Origin of the sequence: Streptomyces sp. NBC_01241, assembly GCF_041435435.1 — a bacterium.
Classification (GTDB): domain Bacteria; phylum Actinomycetota; class Actinomycetes; order Streptomycetales; family Streptomycetaceae; genus Streptomyces.
Window position 1 is genome coordinate 2,152,929 of record NZ_CP108494.1, and the last position, 23,572, is coordinate 2,176,500.

A 23,572-nucleotide genomic window follows, 5' to 3' on the forward strand; every position below is an offset into this window, starting at 1 on the left:
CCTACCTCAGTCCCAGAGTCCCTGGATCCGCATGACGCCCGCGACCAGGCACATCGCGGAAGCGAGCCCGAGCAGGACGATGACTCCCTTGGGCATCTTCTGCTTCGAGAAGGAGTAGACCCCGCCGGCCAGGAACAGGCCGACCAGGATCAGGATGGTGTTGAGGCCGGTCACAGCGCGCCCTTCGTGGAGGGAAGTATTCCGGCAGCGCGCGTGTCGTGCTCGCTGGCGTAGCGCAGGGCACGGGCGAGCGCCTTGAACTGGCACTCCACGATGTGGTGGGCGTTGCGCCCGTACGGCACGTGGACGTGCAGGGCGATCTGCGCCTGGGCGACGAAGGACTCCAGGATGTGCCGGGTCATCGTCGTGTCGTACGCGCCGATCATGGGCGCCATGTTGTCGGGCTCGGTGTGCACCAGGTACGGGCGGCCGGACAGGTCGACGGTGACCTGGGCCAGCGACTCGTCCAGCGGGACGGTGCAGTTGCCGAAGCGGTAGATGCCGACCTTGTCGCCGAGTGCCTGCTTGAACGCGGCGCCGAGCGCGAGGGCGGTGTCCTCGATGGTGTGGTGCGAGTCGATGTGCAGGTCGCCGTCGGTCTTGACCGTGAGGTCGAAGAGCCCGTGCCGACCGAGCTGGTCGAGCATGTGGTCGTAGAACCCGACCCCGGTCGACACATCGACCTTGCCGCTGCCGTCGAGGTTTATCTCGACGAGGACCGAGGTCTCCTTGGTGGTGCGTTCGACTCTTCCTACGCGGGCCGCGCGAGTCATGCGTCGTGCTCCTTCTTCAGTTCGCGTACCGCATCGAGGAACGCGTTGTTCTCTGCCGGGGTGCCTGCGGAGACCCGCAGCCATCCCGGTACGCCGTTGTCCCGGACCAGGACACCCCGGTCGAGGATCCGCTGCCAGGCGGTGTGGCTGTCGGCGAAGCGGCCGAACTGGACGAAGTTGGCGTCCGAGTCGGTGACGTCGTAGCCGAGCGCGCGCAGCTCCGTGACGATCCGGTCGCGCTCGCTCTTGAGCTGGGCGACGTATCCGAGCAGCGTATCGGTGTGCTCCAGGGCGGCGAGCGCGGTGGCCTGGGTGATGGAGGACAGGTGGTACGGCAGCCGCACCAGCTGGACCGCGTCGACGACGGCGGGGTCGGCGGCGAGGTAGCCCAGGCGCAGCCCGGCGGCGCCGAACGCCTTCGACATGGTGCGCGAGAGCACCAGGTTCGGCCGGCCCTCGATCAGCGGGAGCAGCGACGCGTGGTGGCTGAATTCGCCGTACGCCTCGTCGACGACGACCATCGACGGCTTGGCCGCCTGGGCCGCCTCGTACAGCGCGAGGACGGTGTCGGCGTCGACGGCGGTGCCGGTGGGATTGTTGGGCGAGGTGATGAAGACGACGTCGGGGTGGTGCTCGGCGATGACCTTCCGGGCCGCGTCGACATCGATGGTGAAGTCCTCGTTGCGCGGTCCGGAGATCCAGCCGGTGCCGGTGGAGCGGGCGATGAGGGCGTGCATGGAGTACGAGGGCTCGAAGCCGATCGCGGTACGTCCCGGGCCGCCGAAGGTCTGGAGCAGCTGCTGGAGCACCTCGTTGGAGCCGTTGGCGGCCCAGACGTTGGCGAGGGCGACCTCGTGGCCGGCGGTGCGGCTGAGGTAGCGGGCCAGTTCCGTACGGAGTTCGACGGCGTCCCGGTCGGGGTAGCGGTTGAGGTCGCGGGCGGCCTCGCGGACGCGCTCGGCGATCCGGTCGACGAGCGCCTCGGGCAGCGGGTACGGGTTCTCGTTGGTGTTCAGCCGCACGGGTACGTCGAGCTGCGGAGCCCCGTACGGGGACTTTCCGCGCAGCTCGTCCCGGACCGGAAGGTCGTCGATGCGCGTGGTCGTGCGAGGGGTGTTGCTGTGCGTCACTGCTGTGGAACCTCTCCGCCGAACCTGGCCTTGAGCGCGGCGCCGTGGGCGGGGAGGTCCTCCGCCTCGGCGAGGGTCACGACGTGGTGGGTGACCTCGGCGAGCGCGTCGCGGGTGTAGTCGACGATGTGGATGCCGCGCAGGAAGGACTGCACCGAGAGCCCCGAGGAGTGGCAGGCGCAGCCGCCGGTGGGCAGGACGTGGTTGGAGCCGGCGCAGTAGTCGCCGAGTGAGACCGGGGCCCACGGGCCGACGAAAATCGCTCCGGCGTTGCGGACCCGGTCGGCGACGGCGGCGGCGTCGGCGGTCTGGATCTCCAGGTGCTCGGCGGCGTACGCGTCGACGACCTTGAGGCCGTCCGCCAGGTCGTTGACCAGGACGATCGCGGACTGGCGGCCGGCCAGCGCGGGCTCGATCCGGTCGGTGACGTGCTTGGTCGCGGCGACCTGCGGCTTCAGCTCGGCCTCGGTGGCGGCGGCCAGCTCCTCGGAGTCGGTGACGAGGACGGCGGCGGCCATCGGGTCGTGCTCGGCCTGGCTGATCAGGTCGGCGGCGACGTGCACCGGGTCGGCGGTGGAGTCGGCGAGGATCGCGATCTCGGTGGGGCCCGCCTCGGCGTCGATGCCGATCCGGCCCTTGAGGAGGCGCTTGGCGGCGGCGACGTAGATGTTGCCGGGGCCGGTGACGAGGTTCACCGGAAGACAGTCGGCCGTTCCGTACGCGAACATCGCGACGGCCTGGGCGCCGCCCGCCGCGTACACCTCGTCGACGCCGAGCAGGGCGCTGGCGGCGAGGATGGTGGGGTGCGGCAGGCCGCCGAAGGCCTTCTGCGGCGGGGACGCGACGGCGATGCCTTCGACGCCCGCCTCCTGGGCCGGTACGACGTTCATGACGACGGACGACGGGTAGACGGAGCGCCCGCCCGGTACGTACAGCCCGACGCGCTCGACCGGCACCCACTTCTCGGTGACGGTGCCGCCGGGGACGACCTGGGTGGTGTGCGTGGTGCGGCGCTGCTCGCGGTGGACGAGGCGGGCGCGGCGGATCGACTCCTCCAGCGCGGCCCGTACGGCGGGGTCGAGCCCCTCCAGCGCTGCGGCGATCGCCGCAGCCGGAACGCGGATCGAGTCGATCCGTACGCCGTCGAACTTCTCCCCCCACTCGATCACTGCCGCCGAGCCACGATGGCGTACGTCCTCGCAGATGGGCCGCACCGTCTCCAGGGCGGCTTCCACGTCGAACTCGGCACGGGGCAGCAGGTCGCGCAGGGCTCCACCCTCGGGGAGGACATCGCCGCGCAGATCGATTCGAGAGATCACACCGCAATTCTCGCAGACCGCCCGCGGCGTCCGTTCGCCCGTATCACTGGCTGATACATCTCCCGGGTGTCACTGCTGACCAATAGCGTTCACGTCGTCACCCAGCGGGAAGAACAGCTCCGAGCGGAAGGGGCACCCCGTGACCGAACCGCACGACGGCGATTTTCCGGACGGTCTCAGCGCGGCCGAGCTGGGCATGTGGCAGGCCTTCCGGAACGGCAGCACCTACGATCTGCGCGCCCGCGACCCCGCGCGCGACGATCCGTTCGCGCCGCGCCCCTGGGGCCCGGAGCGCAGTGTGGACGGGCGCGTCGTCGCCCGGCTGCTGCTGTCCGGGCCGGCGCCGCGGCCCGGCCGGGTCGCGGCGTTGAAGCTCCGGGGCGTACGGATCACCGGGACACTCGATCTCGCGGGCGGGCGCGTCGCGCCGTACGTCGAGCTGACCGGCTGCCGCTTCGAGAACGAGGTGGTGCTGCCCGAATGCCATTTCACGACGTTGCGGATCGTCGGCTGTGCGATGCCGCGGCTGGAGGCGGCCCGGCTGCGCACCGAGGGCGATCTGCATCTGCCGCGCTGCCGTGTCCGGCGCGGGATCCGGCTCACCGACGCCCAGATCGGCACCGATCTGCTCATCAACCAGATCGAGATCGGGCCGGACCGGGGCGGGCGCGCCCTGGCGGCCGACGGGCTGGCGGTCGCCCAGGACCTCCAGGCGGAGCTGATCGAGGTGCGCGGCGAGCTGAGCCTGCGCGGGGCGAAGGTGGGCGGTTCGCTGAGCCTGCGCGGCAGCCGGCTGCGGGGCAGGGAGGGCCGGCGCGCGCTGAACGCCCCGCAGCTGACGGTGGAGCGGACGCTGTACATGAGCGAGGCGTGGGTCAGCATCGACACGGGGAACCAGGGCACCACTCCCCCGTACGGCATCGCCATGGCCCCGACCCCGGCGCGCGGGTCGCGTTCGCAGATCTTCGAGTGCCGCGGCGGGGTGCGCCTGGACGACGGGCGCTTCGGCGACGCGGTCGATCTGCACAAGGCACGGTTCGTACTGGCCCGGCACGAGGAACTGTCGCTGCGCCGGATCGTCGCCCCGGAGCTGCGGTTCAACGCGGAGCGGCCGGAGGAGGGCCGGGTCGTGCTGAACGGCGCGAGGGTCGTCACGCTCATCGATGTGTCGACCAGCTGGCCGGGTCCCGGCGGTCTGGCGATGGGCGGTTTCGTGTACGAGAACCTCGTGCCGTACGGGCACTTCCCGCTCTCCCGGCGCCTGGAGTGGGTGGCGGCGGCGACCCCGGAGTACGTACCGGAGCCGTACGAACGCCTCGCCACGGTGCTGCGCAACTGCGGGGAGGACGCGGACGCCCGCGAGGTGCTGCTGGCCAAGCAGCGGCGGCGCCGCGAGACGCTGCCGCCCGCCGCGAAGCTCTGGGGCTTCCTCCAGGACTGGACGGTGGCGTACGGCTACCGGCCGGGGCGGGCCGCGGTGTGGATGGCGGTGCTGTGGGCGGCGGGCGCGCTGGCCTTCTCCCAGCACGTCCCGGCGGCGATCAAGCAGGACGAGCACCCGGCATGGAACGCGCCGCTGTACGCCCTGGACCTGCTGGTGCCGGTGATCAATCTCGGCCAGGACGGCTACTGGCGGATGGAGGGCTGCTGGCAGTGGGGGTCGGCCGCGCTCATCCTGCTCGGCTGGATACTGGCCACGACGGTCGCGGCCGGCGCGTCACGGCTGCTGCGCCGGGGCTGACCGGATCCGGCCACGCCTCGATCGCCGTACCCCTCCGAGGCCCGTCGCGGGGCGGCCGTCGCGGTTGCCCGGGCTGCGGCCTTCACGGCGGCCTCCGCCGTGGCCTTCACGGCAAAGGTCACGGCGGAGGCCGCGGTCGAACGATCGGCCGAGCCACGGTCGCAGTACCGGAAACGTCTCGCCGGATCAACAGGAACAAGCCAGATTCCCGGCTTTCCTTTACCTCTTATTGACCAAGCCCGATACAACCCATTCACTCGGCACCAAAGCTTCACAGTGCCCCTCTGGCGCCGCCCCCACCAGCGCTTTTCAATGGTCTGCACCATGCCATTCCTTCGCGCTCTGCTCCGTACCGCGCGCACGATCCGGCGCTCCCCGCAGGGGTCCGCCGGACTGCCCGCGGACGACGTGGTGCTGCTCGACGCCCCCGACGAGCGGCTCTCCCCGGCGCTCGTCGCCGCCGCCGCCGGGGAGTACGAACCGGCCGCGAAACTCCTCGCCATCACCCGGGACGGCGCCGAGTGGGAGAACCGGGACCGCTACCTCGGCCGGCTCGTCACGTTCGCCCGCAACCGCGACGGCTGGCTGACCGACTGGCTCGCCGCCGCGCCGCACGACCCGGACGCGCTGCTCGTCAAGGCGGAGCTGGCGGTCCGCCGGGCCTGGGAGTCGCCCGTCCGGGCCGAGCAACTGCGCGAGGTGGGGCCGCTGATCACCGCGGCGGCCGAGAGCGATCCGCGCGACCCGGTGCCCTGGCGGCTTGCGCTCGACCACGCGCGCGGCACCCAGGCCACGCACACCACCTTCGAGGCGTTGTGGGAGCAGGCCGTCCGGCGCTCCTCGCACCACTACGGCTGCCATGTCGCGGCGCTGCGCTACCTCTCCGCCGCCTGGTACGGCTCGCACCGCGAATGCTTCGACTTCGCCGAGCGGGCCGCCGAGGACTCGCTGCCCGGCTCCCTGGTGCAGGCGCTGCCGCTGCGGGCCGCCTTCGCCCTGCTGATCGAGAGGCCGCACGCCCGTACCACGTCGGTGCAGGAGGAACGGATCGACGCGGCGGCGGATCTGGCGATCGCACTGTCCGGCTCGTTCGCACCCGGCGACCCCTGGCCCGCCGAGGTCCGCAACCTGCTGGCGTTCGTGCTGGTCGCCCGGGGCCGCTGGGGAGAGGCGCTGGAACAGTTCCGGCGGATCGGGCCCCACGCGACGTCGTTCCCGTGGTCGTCGGTCTCCGACGATCCGCTCGGCCGGTTCCTCGACGCGAAGAACGACGCGGGGCTCCGGGTGGCCTGTGTGACCAATTTGCCGGGCCGGGCCGACCGGGGCCGGCCCCGCGGCCATTACGCTTGACCGTTGTGACCACCGCTCGCCTGCCTCTGTTCCCGCTGAACGCGGTGCTGTTCCCCGGCCTCGTGCTGCCGCTCAACGTCTTCGAAGAGCGTTATCGCGCCATGATGCGCGAGCTGCTGAAGACCGACGCCGACGAGCCCCGCCGCTTCGCCGTGGTCGCGATCCGCGACGGCCACGAGATCGCCCCGACGGCCGCCGGGATGCCGGATCCGACGAGCACCTCCGTCGAGCGCGGCCCCGCGGACGGCTTCGGCCCCGACCCGATCCAGACCTTCCACCGGGTCGGCTGCATTGCCGACGCGGCGAAGATCCGGGAACGGCCGGACGGCAGCTTCGAGGTCCTCGCGACCGGCACCACCCGCGCCAAGCTGCTCTCCGTGGACGCGAGCGGCCCGTATCTGACAGCCGAACTCGACGAGCTGGACGAGGAACCCGGTGAGGAGGCGGGCGCACTCGCCGAGGGCGTCCTGCGGGCCTTCCGCAGCTACCAGAAGCGGCTGGCCGGGGCGAGCGAACGGTCCCTGACGACGGGCGCGAACCTGCCCGACGACCCCTCCGTCGTCTCGTACCTGGTCGCGGCGGCCGCCGTACTCGACATCCCGTCGAAGCAGCGGCTGCTCCAGGCACCCGACACCGCGACCCGGCTGCGCGAGGAACTGACGCTGCTGCGTTCCGAGACCGCCGTCATCCGGCATCTGCCGTCCCTGCCCGCGGCCGACCTGACGCGTCCCCCCATCCACCCCAACTGACCGACCGACAGCCGACCGACCCGAGGACCCCCTCCGTGGCGAAGAAGCCGAAGAAGCAGCAACAGCCCGGCGGCACCCCGGCGACGGTCGCGCTGACCGCGGCCGGCACGGCGTTCACCGTCCACTCCTACGACCACGACCCGGCGTCGGCCTCCTACGGCGAGGAGGCGGCCGAGGCCCTGGGCGTCTCCCCCGACCGGGTCTTCAAGACCCTGGTCGCGGAGGTGGACGGCACCCTCACCGTGGCCGTCGTCCCGGTGGCCGGCACCCTCGACCTCAAGGCGCTGGCCTCCGCGATCGGCGGCAAACGGGCCACCATGGCCGATCCCACAGCGGCGGAACGCACCACCGGCTACGTACGGGGCGGCATCTCCCCCCTGGGACAGCGGAAGCGGCTGCGTACGGTGCTGGACGCGTCGGCACGGTCCCACGAGACCATCTGCGTCTCAGCGGGCCGCCGCGGCCTGGAGGTCGAACTGTCCCCTGCGGACCTGGCGTCGCTGACGGGGGCGGTGTTTGCGGAGATCGGCCGGAGTTAGACGACATCACAGCCCGCCCGGCACACCCCAGTGCCCACCCGGCACACCCCAGTGCCTACCCGGCACACCCCAGTGCCCACCCGGCATACCCAGCCCGTCCGGCGTTTGAGGACCGGGGGTCCGGGGACAGAGCCCCCCGGTTTCGGGAAGGGGCGGGTAGGGGACAGCCCCGCGCAGCGGACAAACCCCGCACCCCAGGGCACCCGCACCCCACACCGTCTAAACCCCAGCGGGCGGCACACCCCCACCCGCACCCGACCCACCGGGCACCACTCCCGGCCCCGGCCCCGCCCCCGGCACGGGTCCACCCGTGGACCACCCCGGATACGCCCCCCACTCCGGCTCCGGGTCCCGCGGCCCGAACAACGCGGTCAGCCCGAGATGAACCGCCATCGCCCCGATCGACCACACCAGCAACGCGGCCCCCTTCGCCCGCAGGCGAAGAGGCGCGTCGAAGACCACGCCCCTGCCGACCGCCCGCGCGTGCGCGACCACGTCCTGGCTCGGTCCGAGCCACACCCCCAGCCGCCAGGCCACCAGCGAACCGAACAGCCCGCCCAGCGCCAGCCCCACCACGAGGGCGATGCCGCCACGTCGCTGGAACCAGAAGACCAGCGCCGCGGAGAGCGCACCGAAGGCCAGCGCGAGCAGCACGAACGTACCGTCGGCGCCGATCGCCTCCTCGCCCTCGCTGTCGCTGAGGAAGACGGCCGTGCCGTCGGAGATCAGCGGAACCCGCGGGGCCAGCCACACCCACAGAAGTCCGAGCCCGATGCCGCCGAGGGTCACGAGCACGGTGACGACAGCGGCCCGCCGCAGATCCGACCGGCGGTCGTACTCCCCCTGGGACTCCACCGGGCCCCCGGAGCCGGGGCCACCGGGACCACCGGGACCACCCCATTTCGACGGGGTCTGCCAGGGGCCGTTGGACGAGGACTGGTGCGGCGGCGTCAGAGGTGCTGTCACCGTGCCATCGTGCCAGGCGTCCCTGTGCCGCGCCTCACCGGACCGCTGCCCTGCGGTACGCCCAGGTGGCCGCGGCCAGCGAGAGGACGCCGACCACGGCGCAGACCGCGAGATCCAGCGCGACGGCCACCCAGTCGGGGTGGGCGTCGAAGGACCGCGAGAGTGCCTCGACCCCGTACGTCGAGGGCAGCAGATCGCGGGCCCAGCCGATCGGCGCGGGCAGCCGGTCGGCAGGCAGGACGCCGAGCAGCAGCGCCGCCGACATGCCCAGCTGCCCGAGCAGCGTGGCCAGCTCCTGCCGGGGCGCGAGCAGCCCCAGCGCGGCGCCGAGCCCGGAGAGCGCCGCCCCGGAAAGCGGAATGACGGCGACGAGCACCCACAGATGTGTCAGCGGCAGCCCGAACAGCACACTTCCCGCCACGGCCGTGACGATCGTGCCGGGAACGGTGAACGAGGCGTACGCTCCCGCCGCGCCGAGCACCACGGCGGCGGGCGGCACCGGCAGGGTCGCGTAGTGGTCGAGCCCGCCGCCGGCCCGCAACTGCCCGAAGTACTGGGCGAGCAGGTTGAGCGCGACGAAGGCCACCACGAGGACGCTGGATCCGGCGACGACGGCCCGCGCCTCGGAGCCGCCGTCCACGACTCCGCGCATCAGCACCATGATCCCGACGGACTGGAAGGTCGCGACGAAGAGCAGCGGGATACGGGCGACCCTGGCCCGGGACAGCTGGGCGCGGTAGACGGCCGCGAGCGAGGGGAACAGCCGGGCCCGCGGCGCGAGCGGTGCGGGGGCCGCCCCGTGGTGGCCGTCGTCCTCGCGGCCTGCCCGGCCGTCCTCGGCCGCCCGGGCAGGTCCGGTCACCGCCTGCGCGGGAACGATGCTCGTCACCTGGCGCTGCTCCTGTTCGCTCCCTGCCGGGCCACGCACACGCGCCCGGCCGCCCCACTCGTCCCGGCCGCCCCGCCCACTCCGGTCATGCCTTCACCAGCCCTTTGGTCGCGTCCCCGCCGAGCGCGAGGTAGACGTCCTCCAGGCTGGGAGTCGCCAGCGTGAAGTCGTCGAGTGCCGCGAAGGCCGCGCCGCCGGTCACGGCAGCGACCGCCGCCCGTGCCTCGTCGGGGCCCAGCCGCAGCACCCAGCGCCGCCCGGACTCCTGGGCCGAGGCGCGCAGCGCGGCCACCTCGGGTACGTCCAGCGGCGCCCGCTCCCGCCACACGAGCTCGACCCGGACCTCGCCCGCGACCCGCTCCTTGAGGCCGGTCGGCGTGTCGCAGGCGATGACCCGGCCGCGTTCGATCACGGCGACCCGGTCGAGGACCGTCTCGGCCTCGATGACGTTGTGGGTGACGAGCAGCACCGTCGCGCCGCGTTCGGCCCGGCGCCGGTCCACGGCGGTCCAGACGGCGCGCCGCGCGACGGGATCCATCCCGGTCGTCGGCTCGTCCAGCACCAGCACCGGCCGCTCGCCGACCAGCGCGGCGGCGAAGCAGGCGAGCCGCCGCTGTCCGCCGGAGAGCTTCTTCAGGGGGCGTGCCGCGATCTCGGTGAGGCCGAGTTCATCGAGTACGGCGTCGCGCTCGGCGCGGGCGTCCCGTACCGCCAGGCCGCGCAGCCGTCCGGTGGTCTCGGCGGCGAGCGACACGGTCAGTTCGTCGAGGGCGGTGGACTCCTGGCCGAGGTACCCGATCAGCCGGGCGGCCCGCTCGGGATGGCGTACGAGATCGTGGCCCAGCACGGTGACGCTGCCGGAGTCGGGCCGCATCAGCCCGGTGAGCTGCCGTACCAGGGTGGACTTTCCGGCGCCGTTGGGGCCGAGGAGTCCGAAGATCTCGCCGCGCCGCACCTCCAGGCTGATCCCGTCGGTGGCGCGCACCTCGGGGGTGCCGGGCGCGCCGCGGCGGCCGCGGGCGGCGGGATAGGACTTGACCAGATCACGCACCGCGTACACGGTCCCGGTCGCCGTCTGCGCCTGTGCTGTGCCCGTACTCACGAGGTACGAGAGTACGGGGTCGGATGCCCCGTATCGCGCCCGGGGCCGGGCCGGCCGGGCACCGGCGGGGCGGTCGCCGACCGGGTTCCCCGCCCGCGGGCCTGCCGTGGCGTCAGTCGGTTGCCCGCCCGCGGGCCCGACATGGCGTCAGTCGGCGGACGGGCCCGTCCGCTCCGTCACGGGGGTGTGCTCGGCCGCGGCCCGTACGTCGATCTCCCGCCAGAATCCCGCCCGGATCGCGTAACGGTCGTGCTCGTCGATCTGGTCGTCCTTGTGGGCGAGGAGGCCGAACCGTGCCGCGTACCGCAGGAGCTCGCCGTCGATGCGGTGCGGGATGCGCGGGTACATGGTCGACAGCTTCTGCAGGTGGGTGGTCTCCGGCAGCCGTTCCATCCAGCGGCGGGCGAAGACCTGGCCCACCTCGAAGGGGTCGCCGCCGACGGTGGTGATGTCCTCCTCGCGGTCCGCCCAGCGCTGCTCGGCGCTGGTGAGCTGGGCCAGTGTCGGGAGGGAGGCCGTTTCGGCGGGCTCGCCCAGTCCGCCGCGGTCCATCCAGCCCTTGTCGGAGGACCAGCGCAGGGTCGCGTTGGCGGGCGGGGGCTGGACGGCCTGGGTGCCGGGGCCGCGCAGGCTGCCCGCCAGGTCCTTGGGGGTGGGGACGCCCCTTCCGCCGGGGCCGGGCCGGTCGGTGGTGGTGGTGGTGGTCGTGTTCTCCGCCGGCGCGGGGACGGTGCCGTTGGAGTCGGCCGCCGCCTGGGCCTGCGAGGCCCGCTCGGCGGAGGCGGCGAGGGCCGCCTCGGGCAGCGGTGCGGAGAGGATCGCGGCGATCTCCGGGCGGGGCGCGGGCGGCGGGGCGCAGCCCGCGCCGGTCTCCTTGGCCCGTACGGCCTGGGTGATCCAGACCCGGTCGAGCACCCTTCGTTCGTCGGCCTCGGCGACCAGGTCCTCGGACTGGTTGTAGTCGCCGTCGGCGGCCTGGACGGCCCACAGGTGGACGGCGACGCCGTGTTCCTTGGCGGACATCAGCCCGGGCAGCAGATCGCCGTCGCCGGTCACCAATACCACGTCGGAGCAGGCGCGGTTCCTGGCCAGTTCGGTGAGCTCGGCGTGCATCGCGGCGTCGACGCCCTTCTGCGCCCAGCGCCCGTCACTGCGGGTCAGAGCACCGAGCCGGACGGTCACCCGGGGCATCACCCGCAGTCTGCGGTGCTCGGGCTGCGGTACGCGGTCGGGGGCGCCGTCGAACCAGTAGATCCGCAGCAGCGGCTGCTGTGTATCGGCCTCGGCCAGCTCGCGCAGGCCCCGGATGAGGGCCGCGTGGTCGACGGTGATGCGGGAACGGGCGGGCTCTCCGGCCAGCAGACTCGCGGCCGCCCCCAGGAGGTAGCCGGCGTCCACCAGGACGACGCAACGGTCCACGCGTTCCACCCTCTTCCGGAAGTTCGGGTGTGGTCTCTGCCAAGGGTTTCCTTCGAGTCTGCCCGACCGCGCAGGGGTTGACGGCCGGAACTCGATCATCGGCGTGGCGGATCGGGAAAACGGCGCATGATACCCCCTCACTACGCACGGTATTGATCCAACATGCACGCTCTATCCCGTTATGTGAATCTGAACGCGGTCCTGGCCCCGAGAGTCCCCACAGGAGGAACACCATGGCCAAGAACAAGAACCGCAAGCAGAGCAGCCGCCAGACCCGCGCGTCCGGTCCGGAGCACGGTCCGGAAGAGACCAAGTCGAACGCGTACGAGTCGCAGATACAGCCTCAGTCGCAGGCCCAGGGCAGCCCTGCTGATGCCGCCCGTAAGCACCAGCGTCGCTTCGGCCACAACTGACGCGGGCCGGTCTCGGTCCGGCCGCAGGCCGGGTGACCGAGAGGGGCGCTCCCGCGAAAGCGGGAGCGCCCCTCTCGTGCGCAGTTGTCGTGGTCCGGCTCAGCCGGCCAGGCAGGACGGCCCGAGCAGCACCTTCAGGTCACCGAAGAGCGCCGGGTCGGGCTTCACCCGGTGCCGGTCGAGCCTGAGCACCGTCGTCTTGCGGGGGCCCTGGAGCTTGATCCGTACCTCGGTGTCGCCGCGGTGGTTGCTGAGGACCTCGCCGAGGCGGCTGACCATCGGCGGGGTGATCTTGACGGTGGGGATGGTCAGGACCACGGGGGCGTTGGTGCCGGCCGACGAGATGTCGGGGACCTGCATCTCCATGGCGACGAGCCGGGGCACGTCCTCGCGCTTGTCGAGGCGTCCCTTGACGAAGACGACGGTGTCCTCGACGAGCTGGGTGGATACCAGCTGATAGGTGGCGGGGAAGAACATGCACTCGATGGAACCGGCCAGGTCCTCGACGGTGGCGATGGCCCAGGCGTTGCCCTGCTTGGTCATCTTGCGCTGGAGGCCGGAGATGATGCCGCCGACAGTGACGATGGCGCCGTCGGCGTGCTCCCCGCCGGTCAGCTGGGAGATCGAGGAGTCGGCCTTGTCGGACAGGACGTGTTCCAGGCCGAAGAGCGGGTGGTCGGAGACGTACAGGCCGAGCATCTCGCGCTCCTGGGCCAGCAGGTAGGACTTCTCCCACTCGATGTCGGAGAACTCCACGTCGAGCCCGAAGCCCGGCTCGTCGGTCTCCTCCTCGCCCATGCCGCCGAAGAGGTCGAACTGTCCCTCGGCCTCCTTGCGCTTGACCTGCACCACGTTGTCGATCATCGGTTCGTGGTGGGCGACCAGGCCCTTGCGGGTGTGGCCCATCTCGTCGAACGCGCCGGCCTTGATCAGCGATTCGACGGTGCGCTTGTTGCAGACGACCGCCTCGACCTTGTCGAGGAAGTCGGGGAAGCTGCCGTACTTCCCCTTCGCCTTGCGGCACCGGATGATCGAGTCGACAACGTTCTGACCCACGTTGCGGACGGCCGTCAGGCCGAAGAGGATCACGTCGTCGCCCTGCGCCGCGAAGTTCGACAGCGACTCGTTCACATTGGGCGGCAGCACCTTGATGCCCATGCGGCGGCACTCGTTGAGATAGACCGCCGACTTGTCCTTGTCGTCCTTGACGGAGGTCAGCAGCGCCGCCATGTACTCGGCGGGGTAGTTCGCCTTCAGGTACGCGGTCCAGTAGGTGACCAGACCGTACGCGGAGGAGTGCGCCTTGTTGAACGCGTATCCGGCGAACGGGACCAGGACGTCCCACAGGGCCTTGATCGCAGCGTCGGAGAATCCCTTCTCCTTGGCCCCCGCCTCGAAGAGGACGAAGTTCTTCGCCAGTTCCTCGGGCTTCTTCTTGCCCATCACGCGACGCAGGATGTCGGCTTCGCCGAGCGAGTACCCGGCGACGATCTGGGCGGCCTTCTGCACCTGCTCCTGGTACACGATCAGGCCGTAGGTGAGCCCGAGGACCTCCTTGAGGGGCTCCTCCAGCTCCGGGTGGATCGGGGTGATGTCCTGCCGGCCGTTCTTGCGCTCGGCGTAGTTCGTGTGCGAGTTCATGCCCATCGGGCCCGGCCGGTACAGGGCCGAGACGGCGGAAATGTCCTCGAAGTTGTCGGGCTGCATCTGGCGCAGCAGGGAACGCATCGGCCCGCCGTCGAACTGGAACACGCCGAGCGTGTCACCGCGGCAGAGCATGTCGTACGTCTTCGGGTCGTCCAGCGGGAGGCCGAGCAGGTCCAGCTTGACGCCCTTGTTGGACTCCACCATCTTGACGGCGTCGTCCATGATGGTCAGGTTGCGCAGGCCCAGGAAGTCCATCTTCAGCAGGCCGAGCGACTCGCACTGCGGATAGTCCCACTGCGTGATGGTGACACCGTCGGTGTGCCGCACCCAGATCGGGGCGTGGTCGACGATCGGCTCGCTGGACATGATGACGCCCGCGGCGTGCACGCCCATCTGCCGGACCAGGCCCTCGACGCCCTTCGCGGTGTCGATGACCTTCTTCACGTCCGGCTCGTTCTCGTACATCCCCCGGATCTCGCCCGCCTCGTTGTAGCGCGGGTGCTTGGGGTCGGTGATGCCGTTGAGGTCGATGCCCTTGCCGAGGACGTCGGCGGGCATGGCCTTGGTGAGCCGGTCGCCCATCGCGTACGGGTAGCCGAGGACGCGGGCGGAGTCCTTGATGGCGTTCTTCGCCTTGATCTTGCCGTACGTGCCGATCATGGCGACCTTGTCGGCGCCGTACTTCTCCGTCACGTACCTGATCACTTCGACACGCCGGCGCTCGTCGAAGTCGATGTCGACATCGGGCATGGAGACGCGCTCGGGGTTGAGGAACCGCTCGAAGATCAGTCCGTGCTCGATCGGGTCGAGGTCGGTGATACCCATCGCGTACGCGACGATCGAACCGGCCGCGGAGCCTCGGCCGGGGCCGACCGCGATGCCGTTGTTCTTCGCCCACATGATGAAGTCGGCGACGACGAGGAAGTAGCCCGGGAACCCCATCTGGATGATGATGTCCATCTCGTACTCGACCTGCTTCTGCCGGTCGTCGGGGACACCGCCCGGGAAGCGGCGCTCCATCCCGCGCCGCACCTCCTCCTGGAACCAGGTGATCTCCGTGAACCCGTCCGGGATGTCGAACTTCGGCATCAGGTCGCGCTTCTCGAACATGCCGCTGGTGTCGATCTGCTGCGCGACCAGCAGCGTGTTGGCGCACCCCTCCTGCCAGGCGTCCGAGGAGTCGACGGCGTACATCTCGTCGGCGGTCTTGAGGTAGTAGCCGGTGCCGTCGAAGCGGAAGCGGTCCGGGTCGGAGAGGTTCTTGCCGGTCTGGATGCACAGCAGCGCGTCGTGGGCCGTGGCCTCGTGCGCGTAGGTGTAGTGCGAGTCGTTGGTCACCAGCGGCGGGATGTTCAGCTTCTTGCCGATTTCGAGGAGCCCGTCACGGACCCGGCGCTCGATCTCGATGCCGTGGTCCATCAGCTCCAGGAAGTACTTGCCCTCGCCGAAGATGTCCTTGTAGTCGGAGGCCGCCTGGACCGCCTCGTCGAACTGGCCGAGCCGCAGCCGGGTCTGCACCTCGCCCGAGGGGCAGCCGGTGGAGGCGATCAGGCCCTCGGACCACTGGGCGATGGTCTCCTTGTCCATCCGCGGCCACTTCTGCAGCCAGCCCTCGGCGTACGCGTCCGAGGAGAGCCGGAAGAGGTTGTGCAGCCCCGTCGCGTTCGACGCCCAGATCGTCTTGTGGGTGTAACCACCCGAACCCGAGACGTCGTCGCGCTTCTGGTGCGGCTGGCCCCACTGGATCTTCCGCTTGTGCTTGCGCGACTCCGGGGCGACGTACGCCTCGATCCCGATGATCGGCGTCACGCCCGCCTTCTGCGCCGAATGGAAGAAGTCGTAGGCACCGTGCAGGTTGCCGTGGTCGGTCATCGCGATGTGGGACATGCCCATCTCATTGCACGCGTTGAACATGTCCTTGAGCCGCGCAGCACCGTCCAGCAGGGAGTACTGGGTGTGGACGTGAAGGTGCGTGAAGGGCGGCTTGGTCACGGCGCTGTGCCTCCGGGAAAACGGGCGATGACGGACGGGGGGGGACAGCGTGGAAGTCTACGTCGCGACACCGATGCTCCGCGGCCTGTCACTCGGACCGCGCACCGTCGAAAACTGTGAGGTTGCCGAGATCACAGACGCAGCGGTCAGCAGCCTCCACCCTCGCACGTGGGCGTGGCGGCGAGTTGACCGCGGCACGGGCCTGGCAGCCGACCAGGTGACTTCCGCGCTTCTCGGGAGACCACACGTTCCAGGCGTCCCACATCGACTGGACGGGGCCGGGCAGCTGGTCGCCGAGGTGTCTCCGTACGCGGTCGATCCGGACTGGTCCGGCATCGACGAGCCGGAGGAGATCGGGGCGGTCGTCGCCGACCTCGGCCGGGCGACGGCGACGATGCACTCCGCGGCGGACGCCGAGAGCGACCACTCGCTGGTGCTACGCACGCAACCGGGCCCCTTTAGGGGTCCCTTACAGGTTCGCATGCGACACTCCTCAACGATGGACATATCCGGGACGCAGCTCAGAGTCGTTCGCGCGGCGCTTTTCACAGCGCTCGTCGTGACGCTCTCGGCCGGGTCCCATGTACTGCTCTCCCAGGTCTCGCTGCCGCTGACCGTCGTCGCCCTGCTGGCCGGCCTGGTCTTCGCCGTGGCGTACGCGCTGGCCGGCCGGGAGCGCGGCTTCGGGGCGATCGCAGGGCTGCTCGTCCCGCTGGAACTGGCCGCCGACACCGTGTTCACCACCGGCCAGCACCTCTGTTACGGCGCGGCCGGCGGCCCGATAGCGGGGCCGCTGCGCTCGGTCGGTGTCGATGTGCTGTGCGGCGGCGGTGACCTCGGCGCCGGTGCGGCACAAGCCGCCGATGTCGGCACCCCGCTCGCCTCGGTGACCGGCACCGGACATACGGCGGCCGCGCTGCTGGCCTCCCCCGGCCCCGCGGTGCCGTGGCTGCTGCTGGCCGCCCATGTGACGGTCGGGCTGCTCGCCGCGGCCTGGCTCCGGCGCGGCGAGTCCGCGCTCGTCGGCCTGCTGGGCGCGGCCGCCGTCCTGGCGTTCCGGCCGCTGCTGACCGCGGTCGCCGTGGCGGGTACGGCCCGCCGCTCCGTACACCGCAGGGTGCGCCCCGCCGGACACGGTCCGCACCTGCTCGTCCACGCCCGTCTGCTCGTGCACTCCGTGGGACGGAGGGGACCGCCGCGCTCGGCCTGCGCCATCGCCTGAGCACGCACATCCCCGACGACGTACCACCCACATCTTGGAGAGACGAACATGAGCAAGCGCAACAGCCAGGTCAACAAGGCGGCGGCCCGCGAGCGTCTGCGCACCGAGCGCGAGCGCCAGGCCAAGAGGGACAAGACCCGCAGGCAGATCATCGTCGGCGTCTCGGTCGTCGGTGTGCTGGCGGTCGTGGGCGCCGGTACCTGGGGCGTCATGCAGCTGAACAAGCCGTCCCGCTGGGAGGCGGCCAAGGACGCGAAGAACGTCACGGCGCCCAAGAACACCTCCGGTGAGAACGGCACGACCGTCGTCATCGGCAAGTCGACCGCGAAGAAGACCCTGGAGCTGTACGAGGACTCGCGCTGCCCGATCTGCGGCACGTTCGAGCAGGCCATCGGCGAGACGGTGCACAAGGACGTCGACGCCGGAAAGTACAAGATCAAGTACATCGGTGCCACGTTCATCGACGACATGAGCAACGGCGAGGGCTCGAAGAACGCGCTGAGTGCCCTCGGCGCGGCGCTCAATGTCAGCCCGGAAGCCTTCCTCGACTACAAGTACGCGCTCTACTCCACGAAGTACCACCCGGAGGAGACCGACGACAAGTTCAAGGACGACGCGTATCTGATCAAGATCGCCGACTCGGTGGACTCGCTGAAGGGCAACAAGGCGTTCCAGAAGGACGTCGAGGACGGTACGTACGACAGCTGGGCGATGAAGATGTCCGCGGCGTTCGAGAAGAGCGGCGTGAGGGGCACTCCGACGCTGAAGATGGACGGCAAGGCGCTCACCGACGGAAAGAGCGAGAACGCTCCGATGACGGTGGACGACTTCAACACCGCGATCGACGCCGCACTGAAGGGCTGACCGCCTTCCCGGTCCCGGCCGGGCGGTGAACTTCCGGCAGCGGGTCTCCGACGGGCAGGCGAACTTCCTTGGTTCGCCTGCCCGTTGGGCTTACGGGTCAGTAGGGTTCTGCCCCCATGACCGGTCGACACCTTTCCTCGCCGCTGTCCGCCCCCAGCCGCCGCACGGTCGTCAAGGCCGCTGCCACCGCCGTCGCGGCCCGCGTGCCGCCGCCACCGCGCGCGCCGCGGACGTGCCCGCCTTCCTGCACGGCATCGCCTCCGGCGGCCCTCCCCCATAGCCTCAAGGGCATGGGCGGTCCCCCCTCCCGACGGCATACTCCTGTGGACCCGGGTCACCTTCTCGGCGGGCGACGGTACGGGGGTCTTCTCGCCGTCGGTGACCTCCGACAATCTCGAGCACGCCGCACCGCAGACCGTCTCGCTGGTCGCGAGCGCGGCGATGAAGGCCGAGCGGGCGGACCGCCCGGTGCGCTGAGGGATCATTTTCGGCCACTCCGGCCCGTGTTGACGGCACATTACATCGCTACACCGGGTGGCGTGTCCCCCGACTCCAATGGGGACACACCACCCGCCGGGGTAACGCGGCACGTTACGTGGGCGTCTCAAACTCTGGAACGTACAGAATTATTTCTTCCCATCTACCCGTTTTGCCCCACGGCCCATTGGGCCTGATCGATTCTCCTCAACATCTGACATGCGCACGTAATCTCCCGGCGGCAGGTGAGGAAATCCCTCCCCCCACACGTCCGCGAGGAGTCCCTGTGCGCACTCTTGCCCGTATATCACCGCGTATACGTAACCGTGCGATCGGCACCGCCGTGCTGGCCGGAACCCTGGCCCTGGCACCGCTCTCCGCGTCCGCCGGCTCCGCCGCCGCGAAGTCGTCCATCTCCTCGGCATCCACCGCCTCAGCCGTCTCCGCCGCATCCGCCGAGAAGTGCGCGAGCGAGGCAAGCACCTCCGCCACCGCGCGCGAGGCCCGCCCCTCGGGCACCAAGCACGCCGCGGACCCCAACGAACTCACCGCGGCCCAGGCCAAGGCCATGGACACCCAGCTGAAGGAGAGACTCGCGGACCGCCGGCTCAGCGGCTCCACGCTCGCCGCGGGCGCCACCATCCCGGTGTACTTCCACGTGGTGCACTCCGGAACGACCGGCAAGCTCAGCGCGTCCGCCATCAACAGCCAGATCAGCGTCCTGAACGCCGCCTACAGCGGCCAGGGCAGCGGCAACACCAACTCCGGCTTCCGGTTCTCGCTGGCCGGCACGGACTACACGGACAACAGCTCCTGGTACAACGGCGTCTCGCCGGGCTCCTCCGCCGAGAAGGCCATGAAGTCGGCCCTGCGCAAGGGCGGCGCGAACGCGCTCAACCTCTACACCGCCAACCTCGGCGGCGGCCTGCTGGGCTGGGCCACCTTCCCCAGCTCCTACAAGTCCAACCCGTCGGACGACGGCGTCGTCATGCTCGACGCCTCGCTACCCGGCGGCTCCGCCACCAACTACAACGAGGGCGACACCGCCACCCACGAGGTCGGCCACTGGATGGGGCTCTACCACACCTTCCAGGGCGGCTGCAACGGCAACGGCGACTACGTGGCCGACACTCCGGCCGAGGCGAGCCCCGCGTACGCCTGCCCGACCGGGCGCGACACCTGCACCAGCAAGGCGGGGGTCGACCCGATCCACAACTTCATGGACTACACGTACGACTCCTGCATGACCCAGTTCACTCCGGGCCAGGTGCAGCGGATGAGCGACAGCTGGACCGCCTACCGCGGCTGATCCACCCCGTACCATCCGAAGGGCCCCGCTCGGTGCGGGGCCCTTCGCGCGTTCGCGGTCACAGAGTGGCGAGGAAACCCAGCGCGACCTTCCACGCCAGCGCGGCCGATGCCGCGTCGTGGTCCGGCAGTTCGGGATCGGTGAACAGATGGCCGGCGCCGGGGTAGCGGTAGATCTCGACATCGGCGCCGGTCCGCTGCATCTGCAGATACCAGGAGTTCAGCCAGTCGTGCGTCTCGAACGGGTCCGGGTCCGCGACATGCAGTTGTACGGGCAGCTCGTCCACCGAGGCGTTCTCGGCGATGTCCGAGGTGCCGTGGAACATCAGCAGACCGCGCGCCTTCTCGTCGCCGAGCGCCAGGGTCTGCGCGGTGGAGGCGCCGAAGGAGAATCCGGCGTACACCAGACCCCGGTCCGAGTAGGGCGCGGCGGCCAGCACGGCTCGCCTGAGCAGTTCGTCCTTGCCCACCTCCTCCTTGAAGGCCAGGCCCTCCTCGACGGATTCGAAAGTGTGCCCCTCAAAGAGATCGGGCACCTGCACCTCGTGCCCGGCGGCACGCAGCCGGGCGGCGGCCGCGTGCACCGTCGGGCGCAGACCGTACGTCGAGTGGAAAAGCATGATGTTCATGAGGCCCATGGTGCCAGTTACGGTCGGAAGCATGGAGAACGACGGATTGGAGAGCGTGCTGCGTCCGCTGATCGTCGTCGTCGGCTCGGTCGTGATCACGCTGCTGGCCGGCTGGCTGGTCGACCTGCTGCTCAGACGGACCGACGGCCGGCACCACGAGACGCCGTTGTGGGGTCTGCTGCGGCGCTGCCGGATACCGCTCCAGCTGACGCTGTGCACGGCGCTGCTGCGGGGCACGTACACCCAGAGCCGGCTCACTATGGTCAGGGACCACCGGACGGGGATCGGCCAGTTCCTGACGCTGGTGCTGGTCGGAGCGTCGGCCTGGCTGGTGGTGCGGATCGCGACGGCCGTCGTCGACTCCGTCTACGCCCGGTACGCGGCGAGCACCCGCGATCCGGCGCGGGTGCGGCGGGTCCGTACGCAGGTGATGCTGATCCAGCGGGTGGTCACCGCGATCGTGGCGACGGTCGCCGTCGGCGCGATGCTGCTGACGTTCCCCGCGATGCGGACGTTCGGCGCCTCGATGCTGGCCTCGGCCGGTGTGCTGGGCATCGTCGCGGGCATCGCGGCCCAGTCGACGCTCGGCAATCTCTTCGCGGGGCTGCAGATCGCGTTCGGCGACATGGTACGGATCGGCGACACGGTGGTGGTGGACGGCGAGTGGGGCACGATCGAGGAGATCACCCTGACCTTCCTCGCGGTACGGACCTGGGACGAGCGGCGGATCACGATGCCCGTCTCGTACTTCACCAGCAAACCGTTCGAGAACTGGTCGCGTGGCGGCGCGCAGATGACCGGCTCGGTCTTCTTCCACCTCGACCACTCGGCCCCGGTCGCCGCGATGCGCGAGCAGTTGCGGGACATCCTGGGCGAGTGCGCCGCCTGGGACGGCCGTAACTGGTCCCTGGCGGTCACGGACACCACACCGTCGACGATCCAGGTCCGCGCGGTGGTCACGGCCAAGGACGCGGACGACATCTGGACGGTGCGCTGTGCCGTGCGGGAGCAGCTCATCGGCTGGCTGCGCGATCACCACCCGTACGCGCTGCCGCGGATCGCTACGGCTCCCGCGGTGCTTCCGCCGGGCGGTGAGTGGCCCAACTCGCCCCACCCCACGGACGAGAAGCCGACGGGCTGGGACAAGTCGCCCCGCACGGGACGCGGCTGACCGGACGCGGGGCGCCGCCCGGTGGGGCACCGCCCGATGGGGCACCGCCCGATGGGGCACCGCCCGATGGGGCACCGCCTCACCGCAGGCTGCGTACGTCCAGCTGCCGCAGCACCCGGTCGACGACCTCCGGGTCCGTACCCGCCTCGTTGCGGGCGGAGAGCACCTCGTGGCGGGCGGCCGACATCATTTCCCGCTGGACACGGCTGATCGCCTTGAAGCGCTCGGCGCGTTTCGCGTACGCCTCGCGGCGCTCGTCGTCGACCATGTCGGGGCTGATCCGCGCCCCCACGTCGTACGCGAGCCGATGCAGCCGCTCCGCGACCTCCTCCGGGAACTCCTCGACCTCCTGGATCTCCTTGAGCCGCTGCTTCGCGGCCTTCGCGGCGCGGATCGCGAGGTCCTTCTCCAGCGCCTCCTCGGCGTCCGTGTCCGCCCGGACACGGAGCTTGCGGACCAGCCACGGCAGAGTGAGCCCTTGGAAGACCAGCGTGACCATGATCACCGCGAAGGCGATGAAGACGATCTCGTCACGGCCCGGGAACGGCTTCCCGTCGTCCGTCTTCAGCGGAATCGCGAGTGCCAGCGCGACCGAGGCCACTCCGCGCATCCCGGCCCACCACATGACGACGGTCTCCCGCCAGCTGGTCGGGATCTCCTCGCTGACGTCGCGCCGGGTGTGCAGCCGCTTGGCGAGCCAGGTCGCGGGCAGCAGATACAGCAGCCGTACGCCGACGACGACTGCCACGACGGCCAGCCCCCAGCCGAGCATCTGGAGCTCGCGACCGCCGGCCGTGCCGAAGACGTTGTGCAGTTCGAGACCGATCAGCCCGAACGCGACCCCGGTGACGAGGGTGTCGACGATCTCCCAGAAGGAACGGCCGGTGAGCCGGCCGAGGACGTCGTCGGCGTCGGCGGTGTGCTCGGCGAGGAAGAGCGCGGTGGTGAGGACGGCGAGGACGCCCGACCCCATCAGCTCCTCCGCGAGCACGTAACTCACGAACGGCACCAGCAGGGTGAGGCCGACCTGGAGCGTTGCATCGCCGAGCAGGCCCATGAGCTTGATGGTGAGCCAGCCGAGCACGAGACCCACCACCACGGCGACGACCGCGGAGAGGATCAGCAGCCCGAACGCCTCCGGCAGCGAGAACGTGCCGCTCACCGCGGCGGCGATCGCCACGTGGTACAGCACGATCGCGGTCACGTCGTTGAACAGCCCCTCGCCCTCCAGGATGGAGACGAGCCTGCGCGGCAGCCCGACCGAGCCCGCGACGGCCGTCGCGGCGACCGGGTCGGGCGGGGCGACGAGCGCGCCGAGCGCCACGGCGGCGGCGATCGGGAGCCCGGGAACGATCGCGTTGGCCACCGCGGCGACGGCGGCCGTCGTGATGAAGACCAGCGCGACGGCCAGCAGAAAGATCGGTCGTTTATTGGCGGCGAACTGCCGCCAGGAGGTGCGCTGTACCGAGGCGTAGAGCAGTGGCGGCAGCAGCGCGGGAAGAATGATCTCGGGCGGGATGTTCACATTCGGCACGAAGCTGAGGAACGCCATGCCGACTCCGGCCAGCGTCATCAGCACCGGCGCGGGCAGTCCGAGACGCTCCCCCAGTGGCACCGTGACCACGGCTCCGAGCAACAGCAGGAGGAGCAGCGCCATTTGGTCCACGAGGTGCCTTCCGGAACACGGTGAGCCGACCTCTTTGGTCGGCCGACCTGGACTTCAAGCCTGCCACGTAAGGCCCGCAATCCAGACAACACCCCCTCTGCATCGCCTCCCTGAGCGACCATTCCTCCGATGTTTATGCGGTCAGCCCCCTTCCGCACCCTCCCCGCGGCAGGCAGTATGCGGCGTGCGTCATTCAGGGAGGACTA

Annotated in this window: 20 protein-coding genes; 9 read left to right on the forward strand and 11 right to left on the reverse strand. The window is 70.6% G+C overall.

The window, feature by feature from the left end; all coding sequences use genetic code 11:
- Positions 1–6: 6 nt before the first annotated feature.
- From OG306_RS09340 to hisD, 4 genes are read right to left on the reverse strand one after another with little or no spacing between them, the layout of a single operon-like run.
- Positions 7–174 (reverse strand): hypothetical protein, encoded by a 168-nt coding sequence (locus tag OG306_RS09340; RefSeq protein WP_266745629.1) that lies wholly within the window; start codon positions 172–174, stop codon positions 7–9.
- Complete coding sequence (gene hisB / locus OG306_RS09345) at positions 171–773, reverse strand: imidazoleglycerol-phosphate dehydratase HisB (protein WP_266745630.1); 603 nt, start codon at positions 771–773, stop codon at positions 171–173. Before hisB ends, OG306_RS09340 begins: the two co-directional genes overlap by 4 nt.
- The gene (locus OG306_RS09350) at positions 770–1,903 is read right to left on the reverse strand and encodes a histidinol-phosphate transaminase (RefSeq protein WP_266906950.1); all 1,134 of its coding nucleotides are present in this window, start codon (positions 1,901–1,903) and stop codon (positions 770–772) included. Before OG306_RS09350 ends, hisB begins: the two co-directional genes overlap by 4 nt.
- Entirely contained in the window at positions 1,900–3,222 is a 1,323-nt protein-coding gene (gene hisD / locus OG306_RS09355; RefSeq protein ID WP_266745632.1) for a histidinol dehydrogenase, read from the reverse strand. Before hisD ends, OG306_RS09350 begins: the two co-directional genes overlap by 4 nt.
- A gap of 139 nt (positions 3,223–3,361) precedes the next feature.
- Here hisD and OG306_RS09360 point away from each other — a divergent pair, with 139 nt between their 5' ends.
- The 4 genes from OG306_RS09360 (at position 3,362) to ybaK (ending at position 7,601) form a co-directional block, all read left to right on the forward strand.
- Positions 3,362–4,963, forward strand: a complete 1,602-nt coding sequence (locus tag OG306_RS09360) for an oxidoreductase (protein WP_266745633.1) — start codon at positions 3,362–3,364, stop codon at positions 4,961–4,963.
- 324 nt (positions 4,964–5,287) lie between these two features.
- Positions 5,288–6,313, forward strand: a complete 1,026-nt coding sequence (locus tag OG306_RS09365) for a hypothetical protein (protein ID WP_371665228.1) — start codon at positions 5,288–5,290, stop codon at positions 6,311–6,313.
- 5 nt (positions 6,314–6,318) lie between these two features.
- Complete coding sequence (locus OG306_RS09370; RefSeq protein ID WP_266745635.1) at positions 6,319–7,062, forward strand: LON peptidase substrate-binding domain-containing protein; 744 nt, start codon at positions 6,319–6,321, stop codon at positions 7,060–7,062.
- A gap of 35 nt (positions 7,063–7,097) precedes the next feature.
- Complete coding sequence (gene ybaK, locus OG306_RS09375) at positions 7,098–7,601, forward strand: Cys-tRNA(Pro) deacylase (protein ID WP_266745636.1); 504 nt, start codon at positions 7,098–7,100, stop codon at positions 7,599–7,601.
- A gap of 219 nt (positions 7,602–7,820) precedes the next feature.
- Here the strand turns inward: ybaK and OG306_RS09380 are convergent, their stop codons facing one another.
- From OG306_RS09380 to OG306_RS09395, 4 genes are all read right to left on the reverse strand, one after another.
- Entirely contained in the window at positions 7,821–8,567 is a 747-nt protein-coding gene (locus OG306_RS09380) for an ABC transporter permease (protein WP_266745637.1), read from the reverse strand.
- A gap of 34 nt (positions 8,568–8,601) precedes the next feature.
- A complete protein-coding gene (locus OG306_RS09385) occupies positions 8,602–9,330 on the reverse strand; it encodes an ABC transporter permease (protein ID WP_266907738.1) in 729 nt (242 codons plus the stop codon).
- 211 nt (positions 9,331–9,541) lie between these two features.
- Positions 9,542–10,558, reverse strand: a complete 1,017-nt coding sequence (locus OG306_RS09390; protein ID WP_371665229.1) for an ABC transporter ATP-binding protein — start codon at positions 10,556–10,558, stop codon at positions 9,542–9,544.
- Between the two features lie 147 nt (positions 10,559–10,705).
- The gene (locus tag OG306_RS09395) at positions 10,706–11,986 is read right to left on the reverse strand and encodes an NYN domain-containing protein (protein WP_327349937.1); all 1,281 of its coding nucleotides are present in this window, start codon (positions 11,984–11,986) and stop codon (positions 10,706–10,708) included.
- Between the two features lie 224 nt (positions 11,987–12,210).
- Between OG306_RS09395 and OG306_RS09400 the strand changes: the two genes are divergently transcribed.
- Positions 12,211–12,390, forward strand: coding sequence for a hypothetical protein (locus OG306_RS09400; RefSeq protein ID WP_266745639.1), 180 nt, complete (start codon positions 12,211–12,213; stop codon positions 12,388–12,390).
- A 99-nt stretch (positions 12,391–12,489) separates the two neighbouring features.
- Here OG306_RS09400 and dnaE read toward each other — a convergent pair whose 3' ends face one another.
- Entirely contained in the window at positions 12,490–16,029 is a 3,540-nt protein-coding gene (gene dnaE / locus OG306_RS09405) for a DNA polymerase III subunit alpha (RefSeq protein ID WP_266745640.1), read from the reverse strand.
- A gap of 499 nt (positions 16,030–16,528) precedes the next feature.
- Between dnaE and OG306_RS09410 the strand changes: the two genes are divergently transcribed.
- From OG306_RS09410 to OG306_RS09420, 3 genes are all read left to right on the forward strand, one after another.
- Entirely contained in the window at positions 16,529–17,251 is a 723-nt protein-coding gene (locus OG306_RS09410; protein ID WP_327350205.1) for a hypothetical protein, read from the forward strand.
- 48 nt (positions 17,252–17,299) lie between these two features.
- Positions 17,300–18,115: a DsbA family protein gene (locus OG306_RS09415; protein WP_266745641.1), complete on the forward strand. Its 816-nt coding sequence runs from the start codon at positions 17,300–17,302 to the stop codon at positions 18,113–18,115.
- Positions 18,116–18,878: 763 nt separating this feature from the next.
- Positions 18,879–19,901, forward strand: coding sequence for a zinc metalloprotease (locus tag OG306_RS09420; RefSeq protein ID WP_327349936.1), 1,023 nt, complete (start codon positions 18,879–18,881; stop codon positions 19,899–19,901).
- A gap of 58 nt (positions 19,902–19,959) precedes the next feature.
- Here OG306_RS09420 and OG306_RS09425 read toward each other — a convergent pair whose 3' ends face one another.
- A complete protein-coding gene (locus OG306_RS09425; protein WP_327349935.1) occupies positions 19,960–20,538 on the reverse strand; it encodes a dienelactone hydrolase family protein in 579 nt (192 codons plus the stop codon).
- 37 nt (positions 20,539–20,575) lie between these two features.
- Between OG306_RS09425 and OG306_RS09430 the strand changes: the two genes are divergently transcribed.
- On the forward strand, positions 20,576–21,700 hold the full coding sequence (locus OG306_RS09430; protein ID WP_266752138.1) for a mechanosensitive ion channel family protein: 1,125 nt from the start codon (positions 20,576–20,578) through the stop codon (positions 21,698–21,700).
- A gap of 79 nt (positions 21,701–21,779) precedes the next feature.
- Here OG306_RS09430 and OG306_RS09435 read toward each other — a convergent pair whose 3' ends face one another.
- On the reverse strand, positions 21,780–23,366 hold the full coding sequence (locus tag OG306_RS09435; protein WP_266745644.1) for a Na+/H+ antiporter: 1,587 nt from the start codon (positions 23,364–23,366) through the stop codon (positions 21,780–21,782).
- Between the last annotated feature and the right edge of the window lie 206 nt (positions 23,367–23,572).

Coding starts and splice junctions, on each gene's coding strand:
- hisB (WP_266745630.1), bottom strand. CDS start 773: ATGACTCGCGCGGCCCGCGTAGGAAGAGTCGAACGCACCACCAAGGAG.
- OG306_RS09365 (WP_371665228.1), top strand. CDS start 5,288: ATGCCATTCCTTCGCGCTCTGCTCCGTACCGCGCGCACGATCCGGCGC.
- OG306_RS09400 (WP_266745639.1), top strand. CDS start 12,211: ATGGCCAAGAACAAGAACCGCAAGCAGAGCAGCCGCCAGACCCGCGCG.
- OG306_RS09410 (WP_327350205.1), top strand. CDS start 16,529: ATGGACATATCCGGGACGCAGCTCAGAGTCGTTCGCGCGGCGCTTTTC.
- OG306_RS09415 (WP_266745641.1), top strand. CDS start 17,300: ATGAGCAAGCGCAACAGCCAGGTCAACAAGGCGGCGGCCCGCGAGCGT.
- OG306_RS09425 (WP_327349935.1), bottom strand. CDS start 20,538: ATGGGCCTCATGAACATCATGCTTTTCCACTCGACGTACGGTCTGCGC.